The following is a 15,040-nucleotide window of genomic DNA, read 5'->3' on the forward strand; positions in this document are numbered from 1 at the left end:
CGTCGGCGACGGCATCCGCGTCGACAGCTCCGAGCAGGTCACCCTCACCGACTGCGCCGTGCGCGACAACCGCGGCGCGGGCCTGAAGCAGACCCGCGCGACCGAGCGCCTCACCGTCCGGGGCCTGAACAGCAGCGGGAACATCACCCCCGACGCCTGGGGCGAGACCGCGGGGGACCTGGCCCAGGAGGGCAAGGCCGCCGCCGGCCCCGGCGAGAAGAAACCCGAAGGCCCGCTGGCGGAGCTGGAGTCGCTGATCGGCCTCGCCGACGTCAAGCACCAGGTGCGCACCCTGGTCAACGTCAACCAGCTCGCGCAGCGCCGGGCCAGCCTCGGCATGCCCGTCCCGCAGATGAGCCGCCACCTGGTCTTCTCCGGCGCGCCCGGCACCGGCAAGACCACCGTGGCCCGGCTCTACGGCGGCATCCTCGCCGAGCTCGGCGTGCTGCGCTCCGGGCATCTGGTAGAGGTCTCCCGCGCCGATCTGGTCGCCCAGATCATCGGCGGTACGGCCATCAAGACCACCGAGGCGTTCAACGAGGCGCTCGGCGGCGTGCTGTTCATCGACGAGGCGTACACGCTGCTGTCCGACAGCAGGGGCTCCGGTGCCGACTTCGGCAAGGAGGCCATCGACACGGTGCTGAAGCTGATGGAGGACCACCGCGACGAGGTCGTCGTCATCGCCGCCGGATACACCGACGAGATGAGCTCGTTCCTCGCCTCCAACCCGGGCCTGGCCTCCCGCTTCACCCGAACCATCGAGTTCGCCAACTACTCGGTGGAGGAGCTGGTGACCATCACCGAGAGCATGTGCGCGGCGCACCGCTACGAGCTGGCCCCGAGCACCCTGGACGCTCTCGACCGGCACTACGAGCGGATGCCGCGCGACGCCACGTTCGGCAACGGCCGCGCGGCCCGCCAGGTCTTCGAGGAGATGATCGACCGGCAGGCGTTTCGGCTCGGCTCCATGGCCAACCCCGCCGAGGCCGACCTCTCCCTGCTGCTGCCCGAGGACATCGCGGACGAGTCGGCGGTCGCGGCGGGCGCGGACGGCCGCAGCTCCGAGGAACTGCTCGCCGACCTCGACGCCATGATCGGCCTGCAGGCCGTCAAGCACGAGGTCACCGACCTGGTCAACCTGCTGTCGGCCACCAAGCGGCGGCAGGCCGCCGGCCTGCCCACCCCGAAAATCAGCCACCACCTGGTCTTCTCGGGCCCGCCCGGAACCGGCAAGACCACCGTGGCCCGGCTCTACGCCGAGCTGCTGCTCTCCCTGGGCGTGCTCGCCACCGGCCAGCTGGTGGAAGTAGCCCGCGCCGACCTGGTCGGCCGCTACGTGGGCCACACCGCACAGCTCACCAAGGAGGTCTTCGAACGCGCCCTGGGCGGTGTGCTGTTCATCGACGAGGCGTACACCCTCACCCCCGAGGGCGCCGGCTCCGACTTCGGCCGCGAGGCTGTCGACACGCTGCTGAAGCTGATGGAGGACCACCGCGACGAGGTCGTCGTCATCGTCGCGGGCTACACCGAGGAGATGGCCCGCTTCCTCGCCTCCAACCCGGGCCTGGCTTCGCGCTTCTCCCGCTCGGTGGACTTCGAGCACTACTCCACGGACGAACTGGTCGAGATCATGAGTCGCCACGCCACGGCCTCCGGCTACGACTGCGCACCCGAGACGGTCGAGGCGCTGCTCCAATACGTGGCCGGGCTGCCGCGCGACCGCTCGTTCGGCAACGCCCGTACGGCCCGCCAGATCCTGGAGGCGATGATGACGCGGCAGGCCCGGCGGATCGGCCCCATGGCCGCACCGGGCCTGGAGGACCTGCGGCTGCTGCTGCCGGAAGACCTCCCGGTGGACACCCGGCAACCGGCGGGCTGACGGCGGGGGCCACCCCGGCCCCCGCCAGCGCCCGAAATCATCTCTGTTCGGTCAGGCGATGGGGTCGCCGACGGCCCCGCCGGTGGCCGCGCGGATCGCGTGGGCGAACCGCCCGGCGGCGGCCTTCACCTCGGTCAGTTCCGTGGCGCCGGCGCCGGCGTCGGCGAGGAAGGCGACGCCGATCTGCTCGTCCAGCACCCGCACCACCGCAGCGGTGGCCGCGGCGTGCAGCCGTACCTCCAGATCGCCGGCCGGGCGCCCCAGCCGGTCGCCGATGATCACGCGCAGCTGCTGTTCGGTCTGGTCACAGGCCATCAGCCAGGCCGTGCGGAGCGCCGGTTCGGTGTCGGCGAGCCGGATCATCTTCATCGCCAGCATCTCGTCGGTCAGATCGACCGGCCGTGTCTCGTACTGGAGCCGGACCAGTTCGCCCGCCAGGTGGTCTTCGAGGGAGCTGTCCTTCGGCCAGCTGTGCAGCACGCTCATCAAGGTGACGACGCCCTGCATGACGATCGGCTCGGCGCACGCCTCCTTGCTGCGGAAGTGCCGCCAGATGGTGCGCGTGGACAACCCGACCGCGTCGGCGATCTGGTCGCCGCTGGTCGCCGCCACACCCTGCTTCCAGAACAGGCGCGCCGCCTCCCGGGAGATCTCCAGCCGCAGCCGCGTACGCCGCCGCTCGCTCATCCCTCCCGCAGGGCGCTTCTCCGTCGCCATGGCACTCATCAATTCTTCTCCTTCTCCGTTCGCAAGCGGCATGACGTCACCGAGTGAGCCGGTGCGCGGTGGTGCGCGGCCGGCGGTGGTGTTACCAGCTGAGGGCGTCGCCCATCGACTGCTGCCAGTACGTGACGCAGAGGGAGTCGTCCACGTAGATGCCCTCGGCGGGCAGAGACGGGTGGGCGACCCAGGAAGTGCCCTCTCCGGTGCGGTCCTGGAAGGCGACGGCGAGGGATTTCACGGTGTGGCCGTTCGTGCCGCTGCCGTCGGTGGCCGACAGGTTCACGGCGGCGTAGCCGGGCTCGCCCGGGGCGAGCGTGACGACGGCCTGCGGCTTGGAGTCCTCGTAGACCGGCGGCACCGACTGGGCCTCGCCGAAGCGGGCGGCCGGATAGCCGTAGAGGTCGCAGGGGGCGCTGCCGGTGTTGATGACCGTGAGCAGCATGTGGTTCACGGGCTTGTTCACGGGAGCCGCGACCGTCTTGGTGTTGGAGCCCTTGCAGGCAACGGCCTTGTTGCCACTCGCCCTGGAGTCGCCGGTGCCGGTCTTGCCGTTCCCTCCCGCCACGAAGTCCTTCCCCGCGGGCGCGTCCCCGTCCTGCCCCGAACCGGCGCCGCTGGACTTCGCATCCTTACCGGAGAACGAGCCGGTCGAGGAGCCGCCTGCCGACGAGCCCTCGTCATGCTCACCCGACCCGTCGCTGCACGCGGTCAGGGAGAGAGCGGCGATCGCGACAGCTGCGGTGGCGGTCAACAGGCGGATGCGGGTGTCCCGGACACTGGACATGTGGGTGGCGCCCTTCTGTGGTGCAGCGGGGGGTGCTTGGATGACCGGAGTGTGTGGGGTGATCCATCCCAGCCGCCACGAATGGCGGGCAATTAGATACGGTGGGACGCGGAAACGGGCCTTGACCAGGAGAGATGTAAGGAGCCTGGAATGCGGGAATGGGACGCGGCGGGCCACGTGGGACATGGGGAGGAACGGTGTCAGGGTCGATAGGGGGCACCGGAGCGACCGGGCCCACCGAGGATGCGGAAGCGTTCGCGGAGCTGCTGCGGAGACTCAAGGAACGCTCGGGGCTGAGCTACGGGGCACTTGCCAAGCGGCTGGACATGAGCACCTCGACGCTGCACCGCTACTGCAACGGCCGCGCGGTGCCGAACGACTATGCGCCGGTTGAGCGGCTCGCCCGGGTGTGCCGGGCGACCGGCGAGGAGCTGGTCGAGCTGCACCGGAGGTGGATTCTGGCGGACGCGGCGCGGGTGCGCAGGGGGCCGGGTCCGGACGGAACAGAGCCGGAGGGAGCGGGGCCGGGCGGGTCGGGATCGGAGAAAATGGCGCCGGGATCCACCGGCAGCGAACCCCGCAAACCAAGTGAGAGTGACGAGCCAGTCGTCAGCGGCGCCACGCCGTCCGCCCCCGCGCGCTCCCGCCGGCGCCAGACCGCGCTCATCGCCTCCGTCGCCGCGGCCGCCGCTCTGGCAACCGTCACGCTCACCGCGATTCTCTCCGAAGACGACGAACGGATACCCGCCGGGGACACCACCGTGTCCAGCGTCACCCTCCCGGCGGACGGCACAAGCCCGACGGACGACACAAGCCCGCCCGCCTCGGGCTCCTCGTCCCCGTCCCAGCGTGCGAAGAACGGCAAACCCTCGGCGTCGAAGTCCGCCGAGCACACCGGCGGGGTCACCACCGAGCGCTCCGACGCCGTACCCGTCAAGGTCACCGCCCGGCCCTACGTCTACGACAACCCGTGCAATCAGCACTTCCTCGTCGACAGCGAGCCCGAACAGGTCGGCCCGCCCGCCGTCGAGCAGGACGCGCCCCGCTGGGCCGCCGCGTACGGCGCGGTCCCCGCGGGGAATCAGCGCATCGCCCTGTCCGTGCAGGGCACCGGGAAGGACACCGTCGTCCTGGAGGCGCTGCACGTACGCGTCACCGCGAAGGGCGCCCCGCTCGCCTGGAACGACTACGGAATGGGTGTCGTCTGCGGCGGCGGCGGTGCCGTTGTCAAACCCGAGTCGTTCGACGTCGATCTCGACGACGGCAGCCCCACCGTCACCGTCAAGAACGGCCAGCGCGACTTCCCGTACAAGGTCAGCGAGTCCAACCCGGAAGTCTTCTACGTCACCGCCCACACCAGAGGGCACGACGTCCGCTGGGACCTCGCCCTGGACTGGTCCAGCGGCGACCGCCACGGCACCCTGCACATCAACAACAACGGCACCTCGTTCCGCACCAGCGCCAACGCCGGCCGCCCCGGCTACAACTACCAGCCGGGCAGCAACGAGTGGACCAAGCGGGGGGGCTAGGGCGCGGCCGGAACGATCACCCGGTGGGTGCCGGGCGGGGCCTGGTACCGGGCGCCGGCCGGGTGCGCCCCAGCGTCATCGGCCGGGGTCTCCCCCACGACCACGACGTTCCAGGGCAGTTCACTCTCGGTCTCGATGACTGTCTCGCCGCCCGAACGCCGGACGGTGAAGACCGCGGCGGCCGCAGAGCCTGACCGTGCGGGGACGGTGGTGACGGTCACGGAGCCGTCGGCCCCGCCCGGGTACACATGAAGGGCCACACCGTCCGCCCAGTCGGATCGCGGGCCGTCGTCCACCGCGCCGAAGGGGATCACCGAGCCCGGCCGGGCCAGCAGCGGCAGCGTATGGAAACCATGCCGCTCGCGCCTCCAGCCCGGACCGCTGACCCGCTCGCCGGTGAGCACATTGGTCCAGATGCCCTCCGGTACGTAGTACTCGACCGTGCCGTCTTCGCTGAAGACGGGGGCCACCAGCAGATCGGCGCCGAGCATGTACTGCCGGTCGAGCGAGTGGGTGCCCGGGTCCTCGGGGAATTCCAGCAGCATCGCCCGCATCACCGGCGTGCCGGACTCCTTGGCCTCGACCGCCGCGTGGAAGAGATACGGCATCAGCCGGTGCTTCAGCCGGGTGAAGTCACGGGTGACCTCGACCGCCTCCTCGCCGTAGTCCCACGGCACACGGTAGGACTTGCTGCCGTGCAGCCGACTGTGCGAGGAGAGCAGGCCGAACTGCACCCAGCGCTTGAAGACGGCCGGCGGCGGAGTGCCCTCGAATCCGCCGATGTCGTGGCTCCAGAAGCCGAAGCCGGACAGGCCGAGGGACAGGCCGCCGCGCAGCGACTCGGCCATCGCCTCGAACGTCGACTCGCAGTCGCCACCCCAGTGGACCGGCATGCGCTGGCCGCCGGCGGTGGCGGAACGGGCGAAGAGCACCGCCTCGCCCTCGCCGCGCTCTTCGACCAGCAGGTCGAAGACCGTCTCGTTGTAGAGCTGGGTGTAGTAGTTGTGCATCCGCTCCGGGTCCGAGCCGTCGAACCAGACGATGTCTTCGGTCGGCACCCGCTCACCGAAATCGGTCTTGAAGGCGTCCACTCCCTGGCCGAGGAGGTGTCGCAGCTTGGCTGCGTACCACTCGCGGGCGGCGGGATTGGTGAAGTCCACCATGCCCATCCCGGCCTGCCACTTGTCCCATTGCCAGACGTCACCGTCCGGCCGCTTCAGCAGATAGCCGGCTGCCATGCCCTCGGCGAACAGGTGGGACTTCTGCGCGATGTACGGATTGATCCAGACGCAGACGCGCAGCCCCCGCTCCTTCAACCGGTACAGCATCCCTTCGGGGTCCGGGAAGACCTCCGGGTCCCAGACGAAGTCGGACCACTGGTACTCCCGCATCCAGAAGCAGTCGAAGTGGAAGACGCTGAGCGGGATGTCCCGCTCGGCCATGCCCGCCACGAACCGGGCCACCGTCTCCTCGTCGTAGGAGGTGGTGAAGGAGGTCGACAGCCACAGCCCGAACGACCAGTCCGGCGGCAGCGCGGGCCGGCCGGTGAGACCCGTGTAGCGGCGTAGTACGTCCTTCGGGGCGGGTCCGGCGATGACGAAGAACTCGAGGGACTGGTCCTCCACGCTGAACTGGACCCGGCCGACGTTCTCGGAGCCGATCTCGTAGGAAACGTTGCCCGGGTGGTTGACGAAAACACCGTAACCACGGTTGCTCAGGTGGAACGGCACGTTCTTGTATGCCTGTTCACTGCTGGTGCCACCGTCGGCCTGCCAGATGTCCACGCTCTGGCCGTTCTTGGTGAACGGGGTGAAGCGCTCGCCGAGGCCGTACACGGTCTCGCCGACGCCGAGCGACATCTTCGCCAGCATGTGGTGGCGGTCGTCGGCGTCGGTGACAAACCCCAGGTCGCGGGGGCCGAGCGAGGTGATGACCTTGCCGCCGGAGACAAAGCTGAGGTTGCAGGAGCCCTCGGTGTCGGCTTTGAGGGACAGCGCGCCCGAAACGAGCTCGACCGTCGAGCCTTCGGAGGCGGTCTTCGCATGCCCACCGTCCGGGTCGGGGTTAAGGGTGAACGCCGGGGTTCGGGGGCGCGTGCCGCCGTGGTGCCACAGCCGTACGCCGATGATGCCCTCGGCGGGTGACCACGCCTCCACGGTCACCAGCGGGCCGTTGAGCGTGTCGCCGCGGTGCCGGATGCGGGTGACCGGCGCGTAGAGGGTGAAACGGTCGTCGGCGACGTCCACGTCGGCGACGGAGGTGGCATAGCGGGCCGTCACGCCCGGCCGCAGCTGCCAATAGCCGTCGGTGAACTTCATCTCAGTGCTCCTGCGTGGACGCGCGGTTGACGGTGATCAGCTCGCGGAACCAGTGGTAGCTGTCCTTGGGCGTACGTTCCTGGGTCTCGTAGTCGACCCGTACGATCCCGAAGCGCTGACCGTAGCCCCGGGCCCACTCGAAGTTGTCCAGCAGCGACCAGCAGTAGTAGCCGCGGACGTCCACTCCCGCGTCGATGGCGGCGGACACGGCCGCCAGATGGTCGCGCAGGTAGGCCACCCGGTCGGTGTCCCGCACAGCTCCGTCCGGCGAGACGGTGTCGGCCTCGGCGGAACCGTTTTCCGTGATGTAGACGGGCGGCAGGTTCGGGTACCGCGCGGACAGGTCCACCAGCAACTCGGTGAAGGCCGCGGGGACGACGGGCCAGCCCATGGTGGTGTGCCGGGTGCCGTACGGGTCGCTCTCGGCGACCCGGATGTCCATCGCGGTACGCCGGGACGCGTGGGCCTCCGCGTACGGTGCGTCGGAGACGGTCAGCGGGCGGTAGAAGTTCAGCCCCACGAAATCCAGTGGTGTGCCGATGGTGTCCAGGTCACCGTCGCGCCGGTACGAGCCGTCGGCCAGCTCGCCCCAGGTTTCCGCCTCACCGGTGGGATACCGGCTGTTGAACAGCGGCTCCGTCCAGACCTCGTTGTGCAGCGTCTCGGCGCGGCGCAGGGCGGCCAGGTCGGCCGGGGAGGAACTGGCCGCGTGAATACGGTCGAGATTCAGTGTGATGCCGACCTGGGAGGCGCCGGCCTCACGCAGGACCCGCACCGCGTTCCCATGAGCGAGCAGCAGGTGGTGCGCGGCGGCCAGGGCTCCGGTGCCTTCGCGGGCGCCAGGAGCGTGCCGTCCTTCCCCGTATCCCACGAAAGCGGAGCAGAAGGGCTCGTTGAGGGTGATCCACCGGCCCACCCGGTCGCCCAGTCGCTCCACCACCAGCCGGGTGTACTCGGCGAAGGCTTCGGCGGTCTCCCGGACCCGCCAGCCGCCCCGGTCCTCCAGCGCCTGCGGCAGGTCCCAGTGGTAGAGCGTGACGGCCGGGGAGACACCGGCTTCGAGGAGCGCGTCGGTGAGCCGGTCGTAGAAGTCCAGCCCCTTCGCATTGGCCGGGCCGGTGCCCCGCGGCTGGATCCGTGGCCAGGCGACGGAGAAGCGGTAGGAGTCGACACCGAGTCGGCGCAGCAGTTCGACGTCCTCCCGATAGCGGTGGTAGTGGTCGCATGCGATGTCACCGGTGGCACCGCCCGCGGTGCGGCCGGGAGCGTGGCTGAAGGTGTCCCAGATCGACGGTCCGCGGCCGTCCTCGTCGTGCGCGCCCTCGATCTGGTAGCTCGCCGTCGCGGTCCCGAAGACGAAGCCGGGCGGGAGGACGGGAAACCGCGCGGTGTCCGGTGCGTGAGGTGAGGTGCTGCTCATGCTGTATTGCGGACCTTCCGGGTCTTGAGAGGTGTGCGTACTACTTGACCGAACCGCCGGTGATGCCCGCGGCGACGTACTTCTGGGCCAGTATCAGCAGGATCGCCGCCGGGACGGCGGAGACGACGGCCGTGGCCATGACCGCGCCCCAGTCGCTGACGTGGGCGCCGATGTACTCGTACATGCTGAGGGTGATCGGCTTGACGTCGTCCGTCGTGTTGAGCGTCAGCGCGAACATGAAGTCGGACCAGGCGAAGAGGAAGGTGAAGAGCCCGGCCGTGATGAGCGAGTTACGGCTGATCGGGAGCACGATGCGGACGAAGGCGGTGAATCGGTTCGCCCCGTCGACCATCGCCGCTTCCACGATCTCCTTCGGGATGGACACCATGAACGCCCTCAGCAGCACGATGGAGAACGGCAGTCCGAGCGAGGCGTCGGCCAGGATCAGCCCGGGGAGCGAGTTGACCAGGTGCAGGTCGACATAGGCGCTGTAGAGCGCGTTGGCGATCACGATACCGGGCACCATCTGGGTGATCAGGGTGCCGAACACGATGGACCGGCCGCCCCTCAGGCCGAGCTGGGCCAGGCCGTAGGCGGCGGGCGCGGCCATCGCGAGACAGACCACGACCGCGCCGAGCGCGACGACCAGGCTGGTCACGAGTGAGCCGCCCTGGCTGTCCAGCGCCCGCTCGAAGTTCGACCAGCCCGGCGAGGTGGGGAACCAGCTGGTCGAGGCGAGACTTTCGCCCGGCTGAAGGGCGATGTTGAGCATCCAGTACAGGGGGAAGAGCAGAATGGCCAGAACGACCAGCGCGATGACGGTGTTACTGCCCCGTCGCAGGGTGCGGGCGGGCATGGCGATCACTTCCCCTGACCGAAGTCGGACCGGTTGGCCCGGAGATAGAACACGGCGAACACCGCGCTGATGAGGATGAGGACGTTGCCGACCACCGCGCCCTGACCGAAGTCGAGCTGCTGGAAGGACAGTTGGTAGGTGGCGGTGCCCAGAGTCTGTGTGGAGTCGGCCGGTCCGCCGCCGGTCAGCGCGAGGATCAGGTCCAGGATCTTGATCGTCGACATAAAACCGAGGACCAGGACCACCGTGATCACCGGCCGCAACTGCGGCAGCGTGATGCTGCGGAACGTACGCCAGGGACCGGCGCCGTCCAGCGAGGCGGCCTCGTACATCTCGCGCGGGATCTCCTGAAGCCCGCCGTAGAGGATCACCATGTTGAACGGGATGCCGACCCAGATGTTGACCAGGATCGCCGACAGCAGGGCGACGCTCGGGCTGCTCAGCCAGGGCACCGGCTCCGAGGTGAGGTGCAGGTTCATCAGCAGGGTGTTGAGCACCCCGGTGTCCTGGTCGAGAAGTTTCCGCCAGACGACCGACGAGACGACCATCGGGATGAGCCACGGAAGCAGCAGCACCGCGCGGGCGAAGCCGGACAGCCTGAAGCGCCGGGAGAAGAACACGGCCAGCGCCAGGCCGAGCACGAACTGACCCAACAGTGAGCCCAGTGTGAAGACGGCCGTGTGCCAGAGGGATTCGGTGAACAGCTCATTGCCGAACACCGCGGTCCAGTTGTCGAGGCCGTTGAACGGTGCCTCGCCGGTGAAGAAGGTACGCGGTGTGTAGTGCTGGAAGCTCATGACGACGTTGCGTACGAGCGGATATCCGAAGAAGGCCAGCATGTAGAGCACGGCGGGCGCCACGAAGAGCCAGCGTGTCAGCGCGGCGCGGGACGCTCGCCGACCCGGGACCGCGGGGCTCGCCGCCACGGACTTGGCGGGCACGGCAGTGGTGGTACTCATGAAGGCTCCTCACTCTCCGCCGGCCGTGGCCTGCGACTGGGCACGCTTCAGCGCCGCTTCGGGCGAGGAGCTACCGGTCAGTACAGACTGGAAGGCGCCCGCCAGGGCGCTGGAGACGGCCGGCCACCGGGCGCCGACCTTGGCGGTACGGGAACGGGCGGTGGCGACGGTGTCGGCGAAGCCCGCGAGCTTCGGATTGTCGGCCTTGTACTCGGCGGCGGCGGAGGCCCTGGTGGGGATGTTGTTCACGCCCGCACCCCAGCCCACCTGGTTCCGTCGCTCGTTCAGGCAGTTGAGGATCTTGGCGGCGGTGGCCTGGCGCCCGGTGTCGCCGGTACGGGGCAGGGTCATCACGGTTCCGCCCATCGGCGCCACCGGAGCCTTGCCGGCCACGGGCACCGGGATGGTGGTGACCGCCCAGTGCAGGGACTTGTGCTGGCTGAGCACGGGAACCTGCCAAGGGCCGTTGACCATCATGGCCGTCCGGCCCGCGATGAACTGATCGTTGACATCCTGCTGGTTCCAGGTGACCACGGCGCTTGACGCGGACCGGTCGGTGACCAGGTCCTTCCACAGCTGGACCGCCTGTTCGCCCTTGCCGTTGTCGATGCGGGCCTCGTCGCCGCCCGCGGACCAGAAGAAGGGAAGGAACTGGTACACCCCGTCGGCGTCGGGTGTCGCGCTGAAAGCCATCCCGAACATCTTGCCCCGGGTGAGCTTCTTGGCCGCCACCTTCAGCTCGTCCCATGTGGCGGGCGGTGTCACCCCCGCCTCCTTCAGCACGTCCGTGTTGTAGAACAGCGCCAGGGTGTTGACCGAGCGGGCGATGCCGTACGCGGTGCCCTTGAAACTCCCCATGCTCACGGCCCCTGGCGAGAGCCCGTCCACCGCCACGCCCGCCGTCTTCAGCGGGACCAGACCACCGGTGTCCGCGAACTGCGGCAGCTCCGATCCGTCCAGCTCCAGGATGTCGGTCATCGAGTGCGACGACGCCATCCGCAGCGCCTTGGTCGCCACTTGGGCGGCGGGAACACTGGTCTGCTCGACCTTCACCCCGAGGGGCTCGGCACACCGGTCGAAGAACTTCTGCTGCTGGTCGTGCTCGTGCTTGTCCGTGGCGGAGTTCAGCACCGTGATGGTGTTGGGGTCGGCCTCCCGCGCACACCCGGTGAGGCCGGCCGAGGCCACAAGGAGGGTCAGGAGCAGGACCGGCGCCGGCGGGCGGCGGCGAAGCAATGGCATGTGGGTGTCTCTCGGTTCGGGCTGCGGCTCTGCAAGGAGAGAGGGGTCGTACGAGGTCGGTGTTCCGCGGTGGCCAGTACGCCGGAACATCGCGTCGAATCGATTCGACGAAGTGGACTGCAGCGATGTTAAGGGCAGGTATCCGATGGCGACAAGAGTCTCCGGAGAAGAAAACAGCCACGGCTGCGCCGGGCCGGCCCACGGGATCCGGCGAGGCAGGCGCGCGGGGAAAGCTTGCGGAGTTCAGGCCCGCGGGGCGGTGAGCGGCATGTCCCCCGGCAGCAGGGCCGGGGCGATCAGCAGATGGCCGACGGCGTCGGCGAGCAGCCGGGGACCGGCCTCCACATCCCCCGCGGCGGTCTCGTGCAGCGCCGTGGCCGCGGCCACGGCGAGCCGGGTCACCTCGCCGGCCAGCGTTTCCACCGGCAGTTCGACACGAGGCAGCCGACGGCCGGCCGGATCTCCGGGCAGGGCGCCGATCACCACGACGGTCAGATCCTCGGGTATACGGAGCCCGGCATCGGTCACGGACGTCAGGATGTGGTGATGCGCGGAGGGGTGCTGCACGATCAGCGCGGTCGGCCGTCCGCCCGCTCCGCCGTCCGCGCGCTCCGTGAGCAGCACCCGGAGCCGGCGGGCCAGTCCGGCCGGATCGTCCACCGCATGGGCCACCGTGACGGCGGCGCCGGTGCTCCGGGCACCACGGGTCGCACCGGCGATACCCCGGAGCGCGTAACTGCGCCTGGCCACCACTTCCGCTTCGGTGGGTGCGAGGTACACCATCTCGCGGTGTCCCGCGGCGGCCAGCTCGGACACCACCAGGGCGGCGGCCTCCTCCCAGTCCAGGTCGGTCCACGGCAGGGCGTCCTCGTCGGCCGGCCGCCCGATGAGCGCGGCGGGAAAGGCCAGCTCCCGCACGACATCGATCCGGGCGTCCTCCATATCGACGGCCATCAGCACCGCCGCGTCGGCAAGGCCGCTCAGTGCCACGCGGCGCAGCCCCTCGGCCTTGTCCTGGGACGTGGTGAGCAGCAGGTCGTAGCCGAGTCTCACGGCCGCGTCGCTGACCTCTATCGCGAAAGGGCCGTCCACAGCGTTCCGCTGACCGGCCGGGCGGGGCAGAGCGAGAGCGATCACATGGGTGCGGCTGCTGCGCAGGGTCCGGGCGCTGGCCCGCGGGTGATACCCGAGTGCGTCCACGGCCTCCTGCACGCGTCGGCGCGTCTCATCGGAAATGGGCCGGGAGCCGTTGAACACGTAGGAGACGGTGCTCGGCGCGACCCCTGCATGCTGGGCGACATCCCTGATGGTAGGCAACCTCGACCCCTCGGTGATGCGGGCACGACGACGAAGGCCCGAGCGGCAAACGCCATCATATATGCGACGCCTCACCTGCATATATGTGCCGCCTCAGCTGCGAATCCGGCCGACACCGGGTGTCGGGTCAGCGGGCGTCGACGATCATGAGGGCGGTGTGGAGCGAGGTCCGTGATTCGGCGGACTCCAGTGAGACGTCAAGGATGCGTTCGATGGTCCGCAGGCGGCTGTAGAGGGTGGGGCGGCTCAGGCCGGTCAGCCGGGCGGTGTGCGTCTTGGAGCCCGCGCAGTCGAGGTGGGTGCGCAGCAGGGTCAAGAGGTTGTCGCCCGTGCGGGCGTCGTGGTCGAGGAGGCGGCCCAGTTCGGTCTCGGCGAATGCCTGGACGCGGTGGTCGTTGCGGAGGAGGGCGACGAGCCCGCGCAGGCGTACGTCGGTCGACCGGTAGAGGCGGTTGGTCTCCGGCATGGTCAGCCCCACGTCGGCCACGTGTTCCGCCTCGGTGATGCCCTGGGCCGCCGCGATGAGGCTCGGGGAGGCGGGTGCGGTGCCGGCGGCCCAGCCGTCCGTGCCGCCTCGTCCGGTCAGCCGCTCGCGCAGCCCGCGGCATACGGCGCTCAGCGCGCTGTCGGCGCCTTTGGGGGAACACGACATGATCGCCGAGACGGTTCCTTCCCGGCGGATGGCGACGATCGCGCTCTGACCGGCGGCGGCGACCGCCTGACGCACGGCGGTCAGCAGGCGGCGGTCGACTTCGCCCTGGGTCAGTGCGTCGGTGTCGGGCCGCCCGGGGACCCGCACGGACAGCGGCACATAGTGGGTGCTCGGGGTGAGGCCGAGGGCGCTCGCCCGTGCCAGGGCCTCGGCGCCGTCGTTGATCCGGCCGCCCCGCAGGTCGTCCAGGAGGCCACCGTGTGCGTGGACGACGAGGGCGTCGCGCTCCTGTTGGATCATCCGGTGCAGCTGCAGGGACTGTGCGGCGCGTTCGAGGACCATGCGTGCGCGGGACGCGTTCGGTGTGCGGGCGGGCAGGACGAGTCGGCCCCATCGTTCGGAGCCGACGCCCACCGAGACGGCCGACCAGGCCGAACCGGTGGGGGTGTCCGCCGAGGCGTGGAGGCGTGATCGTTCGGCCCACTGGTACAGCAGTTGCGCCGTCGGGGTGTCCACCGCGCAGAAGGCCAGCACATGCCGGCCGAGATCTTCCAGTACCAGGGGGGCGCCCAGGGTCTGTGCCGCGCGCGTCACGATGTCCGTGGTGGAGGCGCGGGCGATGTTGAGCGAGGTGAAGACCTCGTGGGTGGTCCGGGCGAATTCCACCTCGTCGTACTGGTCCGCCACGATCAGCCGGTGTACCTGCTGGGTGACCTCGATGAAGCGGATCGTGGCGGACAGGACCACCACCGGGAGCCGGACCGAGTCGGCCAGGGTCCCCAGATAGTCGGGCACCGCCTTGAGGTGGGTGCCCAGTTCGATGACGAGTCCCGCCACGTCCTGCTCGGCCAGCATGGTCAGGTAGGCGGACGCCTCACGGGCACCGCCGGACAGGGGCAGACCGGTGGTCAGGACGAGTTCACCGCCCTCGAGCAGATCGGTGAGGTCGGTGAGATCGCTGATGTGGACCCAGCGGACCGGTCGGTCGAGGTGATCCCGGCCGCCGATGACCCGCGGCCGGCCCGCGGCCATGACGGGCAGCGCGAGGACTTCCCGGATCGTCAGCTGCATTGCCGAAGTGTAAACAGTCGGCCGGACACTTTTACAGTCTGTCGGCCCGGGCTCTGGCAGCCTCACCACATCAGACCGACAGCGTCGGGTACGACCGAGCGAGGGCGAGAAATCAGTGGCGACCAGCGATCTGTCACGTATCGGCCATTGGGCGAACAACAAGGCTTTCCCCGGCACCAGCGGCCGTACCGCCGCCGTGACCAATCCCGCGACCGGCGCGGTGACGGGCGAGGTGGCCCTGGCCCATGTGGAGGACTGCCATGCGGTGATCGAGGCGGCCGCGGCCGCCT

11 protein-coding genes are annotated in these 15,040 nt (G+C 69.7%); 2 read left to right on the forward strand and 9 right to left on the reverse strand.

Translation table 11 applies throughout. The features are described from left to right. The coding region (locus tag CCN51_RS41665; protein ID WP_143676060.1) for an AAA family ATPase at positions 1 to 1,879 on the forward strand (1,879 nt) is incomplete at its 5' end. A gap of 51 nt (positions 1,880 to 1,930) precedes the next feature. On the opposite strand, the gene CCN51_RS41670 is transcribed toward CCN51_RS41665, so the two are convergent. Then, entirely contained in the window at positions 1,931 to 2,605 is a 675-nt protein-coding gene (locus CCN51_RS41670; protein ID WP_014173182.1) for a TetR/AcrR family transcriptional regulator, read from the reverse strand. A gap of 82 nt (positions 2,606 to 2,687) precedes the next feature. Then, complete coding sequence (locus CCN51_RS41675) at positions 2,688 to 3,386, reverse strand: DUF4232 domain-containing protein (protein WP_086860763.1); 699 nt, start codon at positions 3,384 to 3,386, stop codon at positions 2,688 to 2,690. Positions 3,387 to 3,583: 197 nt separating this feature from the next. On the opposite strand from CCN51_RS41675, the gene CCN51_RS41680 reads away from it, so the two are divergent. Beyond that, positions 3,584 to 4,915 carry a helix-turn-helix domain-containing protein gene (locus tag CCN51_RS41680; protein WP_014173184.1) on the forward strand — a complete coding sequence of 444 codons (1,332 nt, stop codon included), beginning with the start codon at positions 3,584 to 3,586 and terminating at the stop codon, positions 4,913 to 4,915. Here the strand turns inward: CCN51_RS41680 and yicI are convergent. The 7 genes from yicI to CCN51_RS41715 all read right to left on the reverse strand — a co-directional run bounded on the left by yicI (position 4,912) and on the right by CCN51_RS41715 (position 14,750). Beyond that, complete coding sequence (yicI, locus tag CCN51_RS41685) at positions 4,912 to 7,233, reverse strand: alpha-xylosidase (protein WP_014173185.1); 2,322 nt, start codon at positions 7,231 to 7,233, stop codon at positions 4,912 to 4,914. The genes CCN51_RS41680 and yicI overlap by 4 nt on opposite strands. 1 nt (position 7,234) lies before the next feature. Then, a complete protein-coding gene (locus tag CCN51_RS41690; protein WP_014173186.1) occupies positions 7,235 to 8,653 on the reverse strand; it encodes a GH1 family beta-glucosidase in 1,419 nt (472 codons plus the stop codon). 40 nt (positions 8,654 to 8,693) lie between these two features. Further along, the gene (locus CCN51_RS41695; RefSeq protein ID WP_043486026.1) at positions 8,694 to 9,509 is read right to left on the reverse strand and encodes a carbohydrate ABC transporter permease; all 816 of its coding nucleotides are present in this window, start codon (positions 9,507 to 9,509) and stop codon (positions 8,694 to 8,696) included. Between the two features lie 5 nt (positions 9,510 to 9,514). Further along, positions 9,515 to 10,468: a carbohydrate ABC transporter permease gene (locus tag CCN51_RS41700; protein ID WP_014173188.1), complete on the reverse strand. Its 954-nt coding sequence runs from the start codon at positions 10,466 to 10,468 to the stop codon at positions 9,515 to 9,517. A gap of 9 nt (positions 10,469 to 10,477) precedes the next feature. Next, positions 10,478 to 11,710, reverse strand: coding sequence for a sugar ABC transporter substrate-binding protein (locus CCN51_RS41705; RefSeq protein ID WP_014173189.1), 1,233 nt, complete (start codon positions 11,708 to 11,710; stop codon positions 10,478 to 10,480). Positions 11,711 to 11,953: 243 nt separating this feature from the next. After that, positions 11,954 to 13,027 (reverse strand): LacI family DNA-binding transcriptional regulator, encoded by a 1,074-nt coding sequence (locus tag CCN51_RS41710; RefSeq protein ID WP_043486028.1) that lies wholly within the window; start codon positions 13,025 to 13,027, stop codon positions 11,954 to 11,956. A gap of 127 nt (positions 13,028 to 13,154) precedes the next feature. Continuing rightward, positions 13,155 to 14,750, reverse strand: coding sequence for a PucR family transcriptional regulator (locus CCN51_RS41715; protein ID WP_014173191.1), 1,596 nt, complete (start codon positions 14,748 to 14,750; stop codon positions 13,155 to 13,157). Positions 14,751 to 15,040 lie beyond the last annotated feature (290 nt).

Source organism: Streptomyces milbemycinicus (assembly GCF_002154605.1).
Classification (GTDB): domain Bacteria; phylum Actinomycetota; class Actinomycetes; order Streptomycetales; family Streptomycetaceae; genus Streptomyces; species Streptomyces milbemycinicus.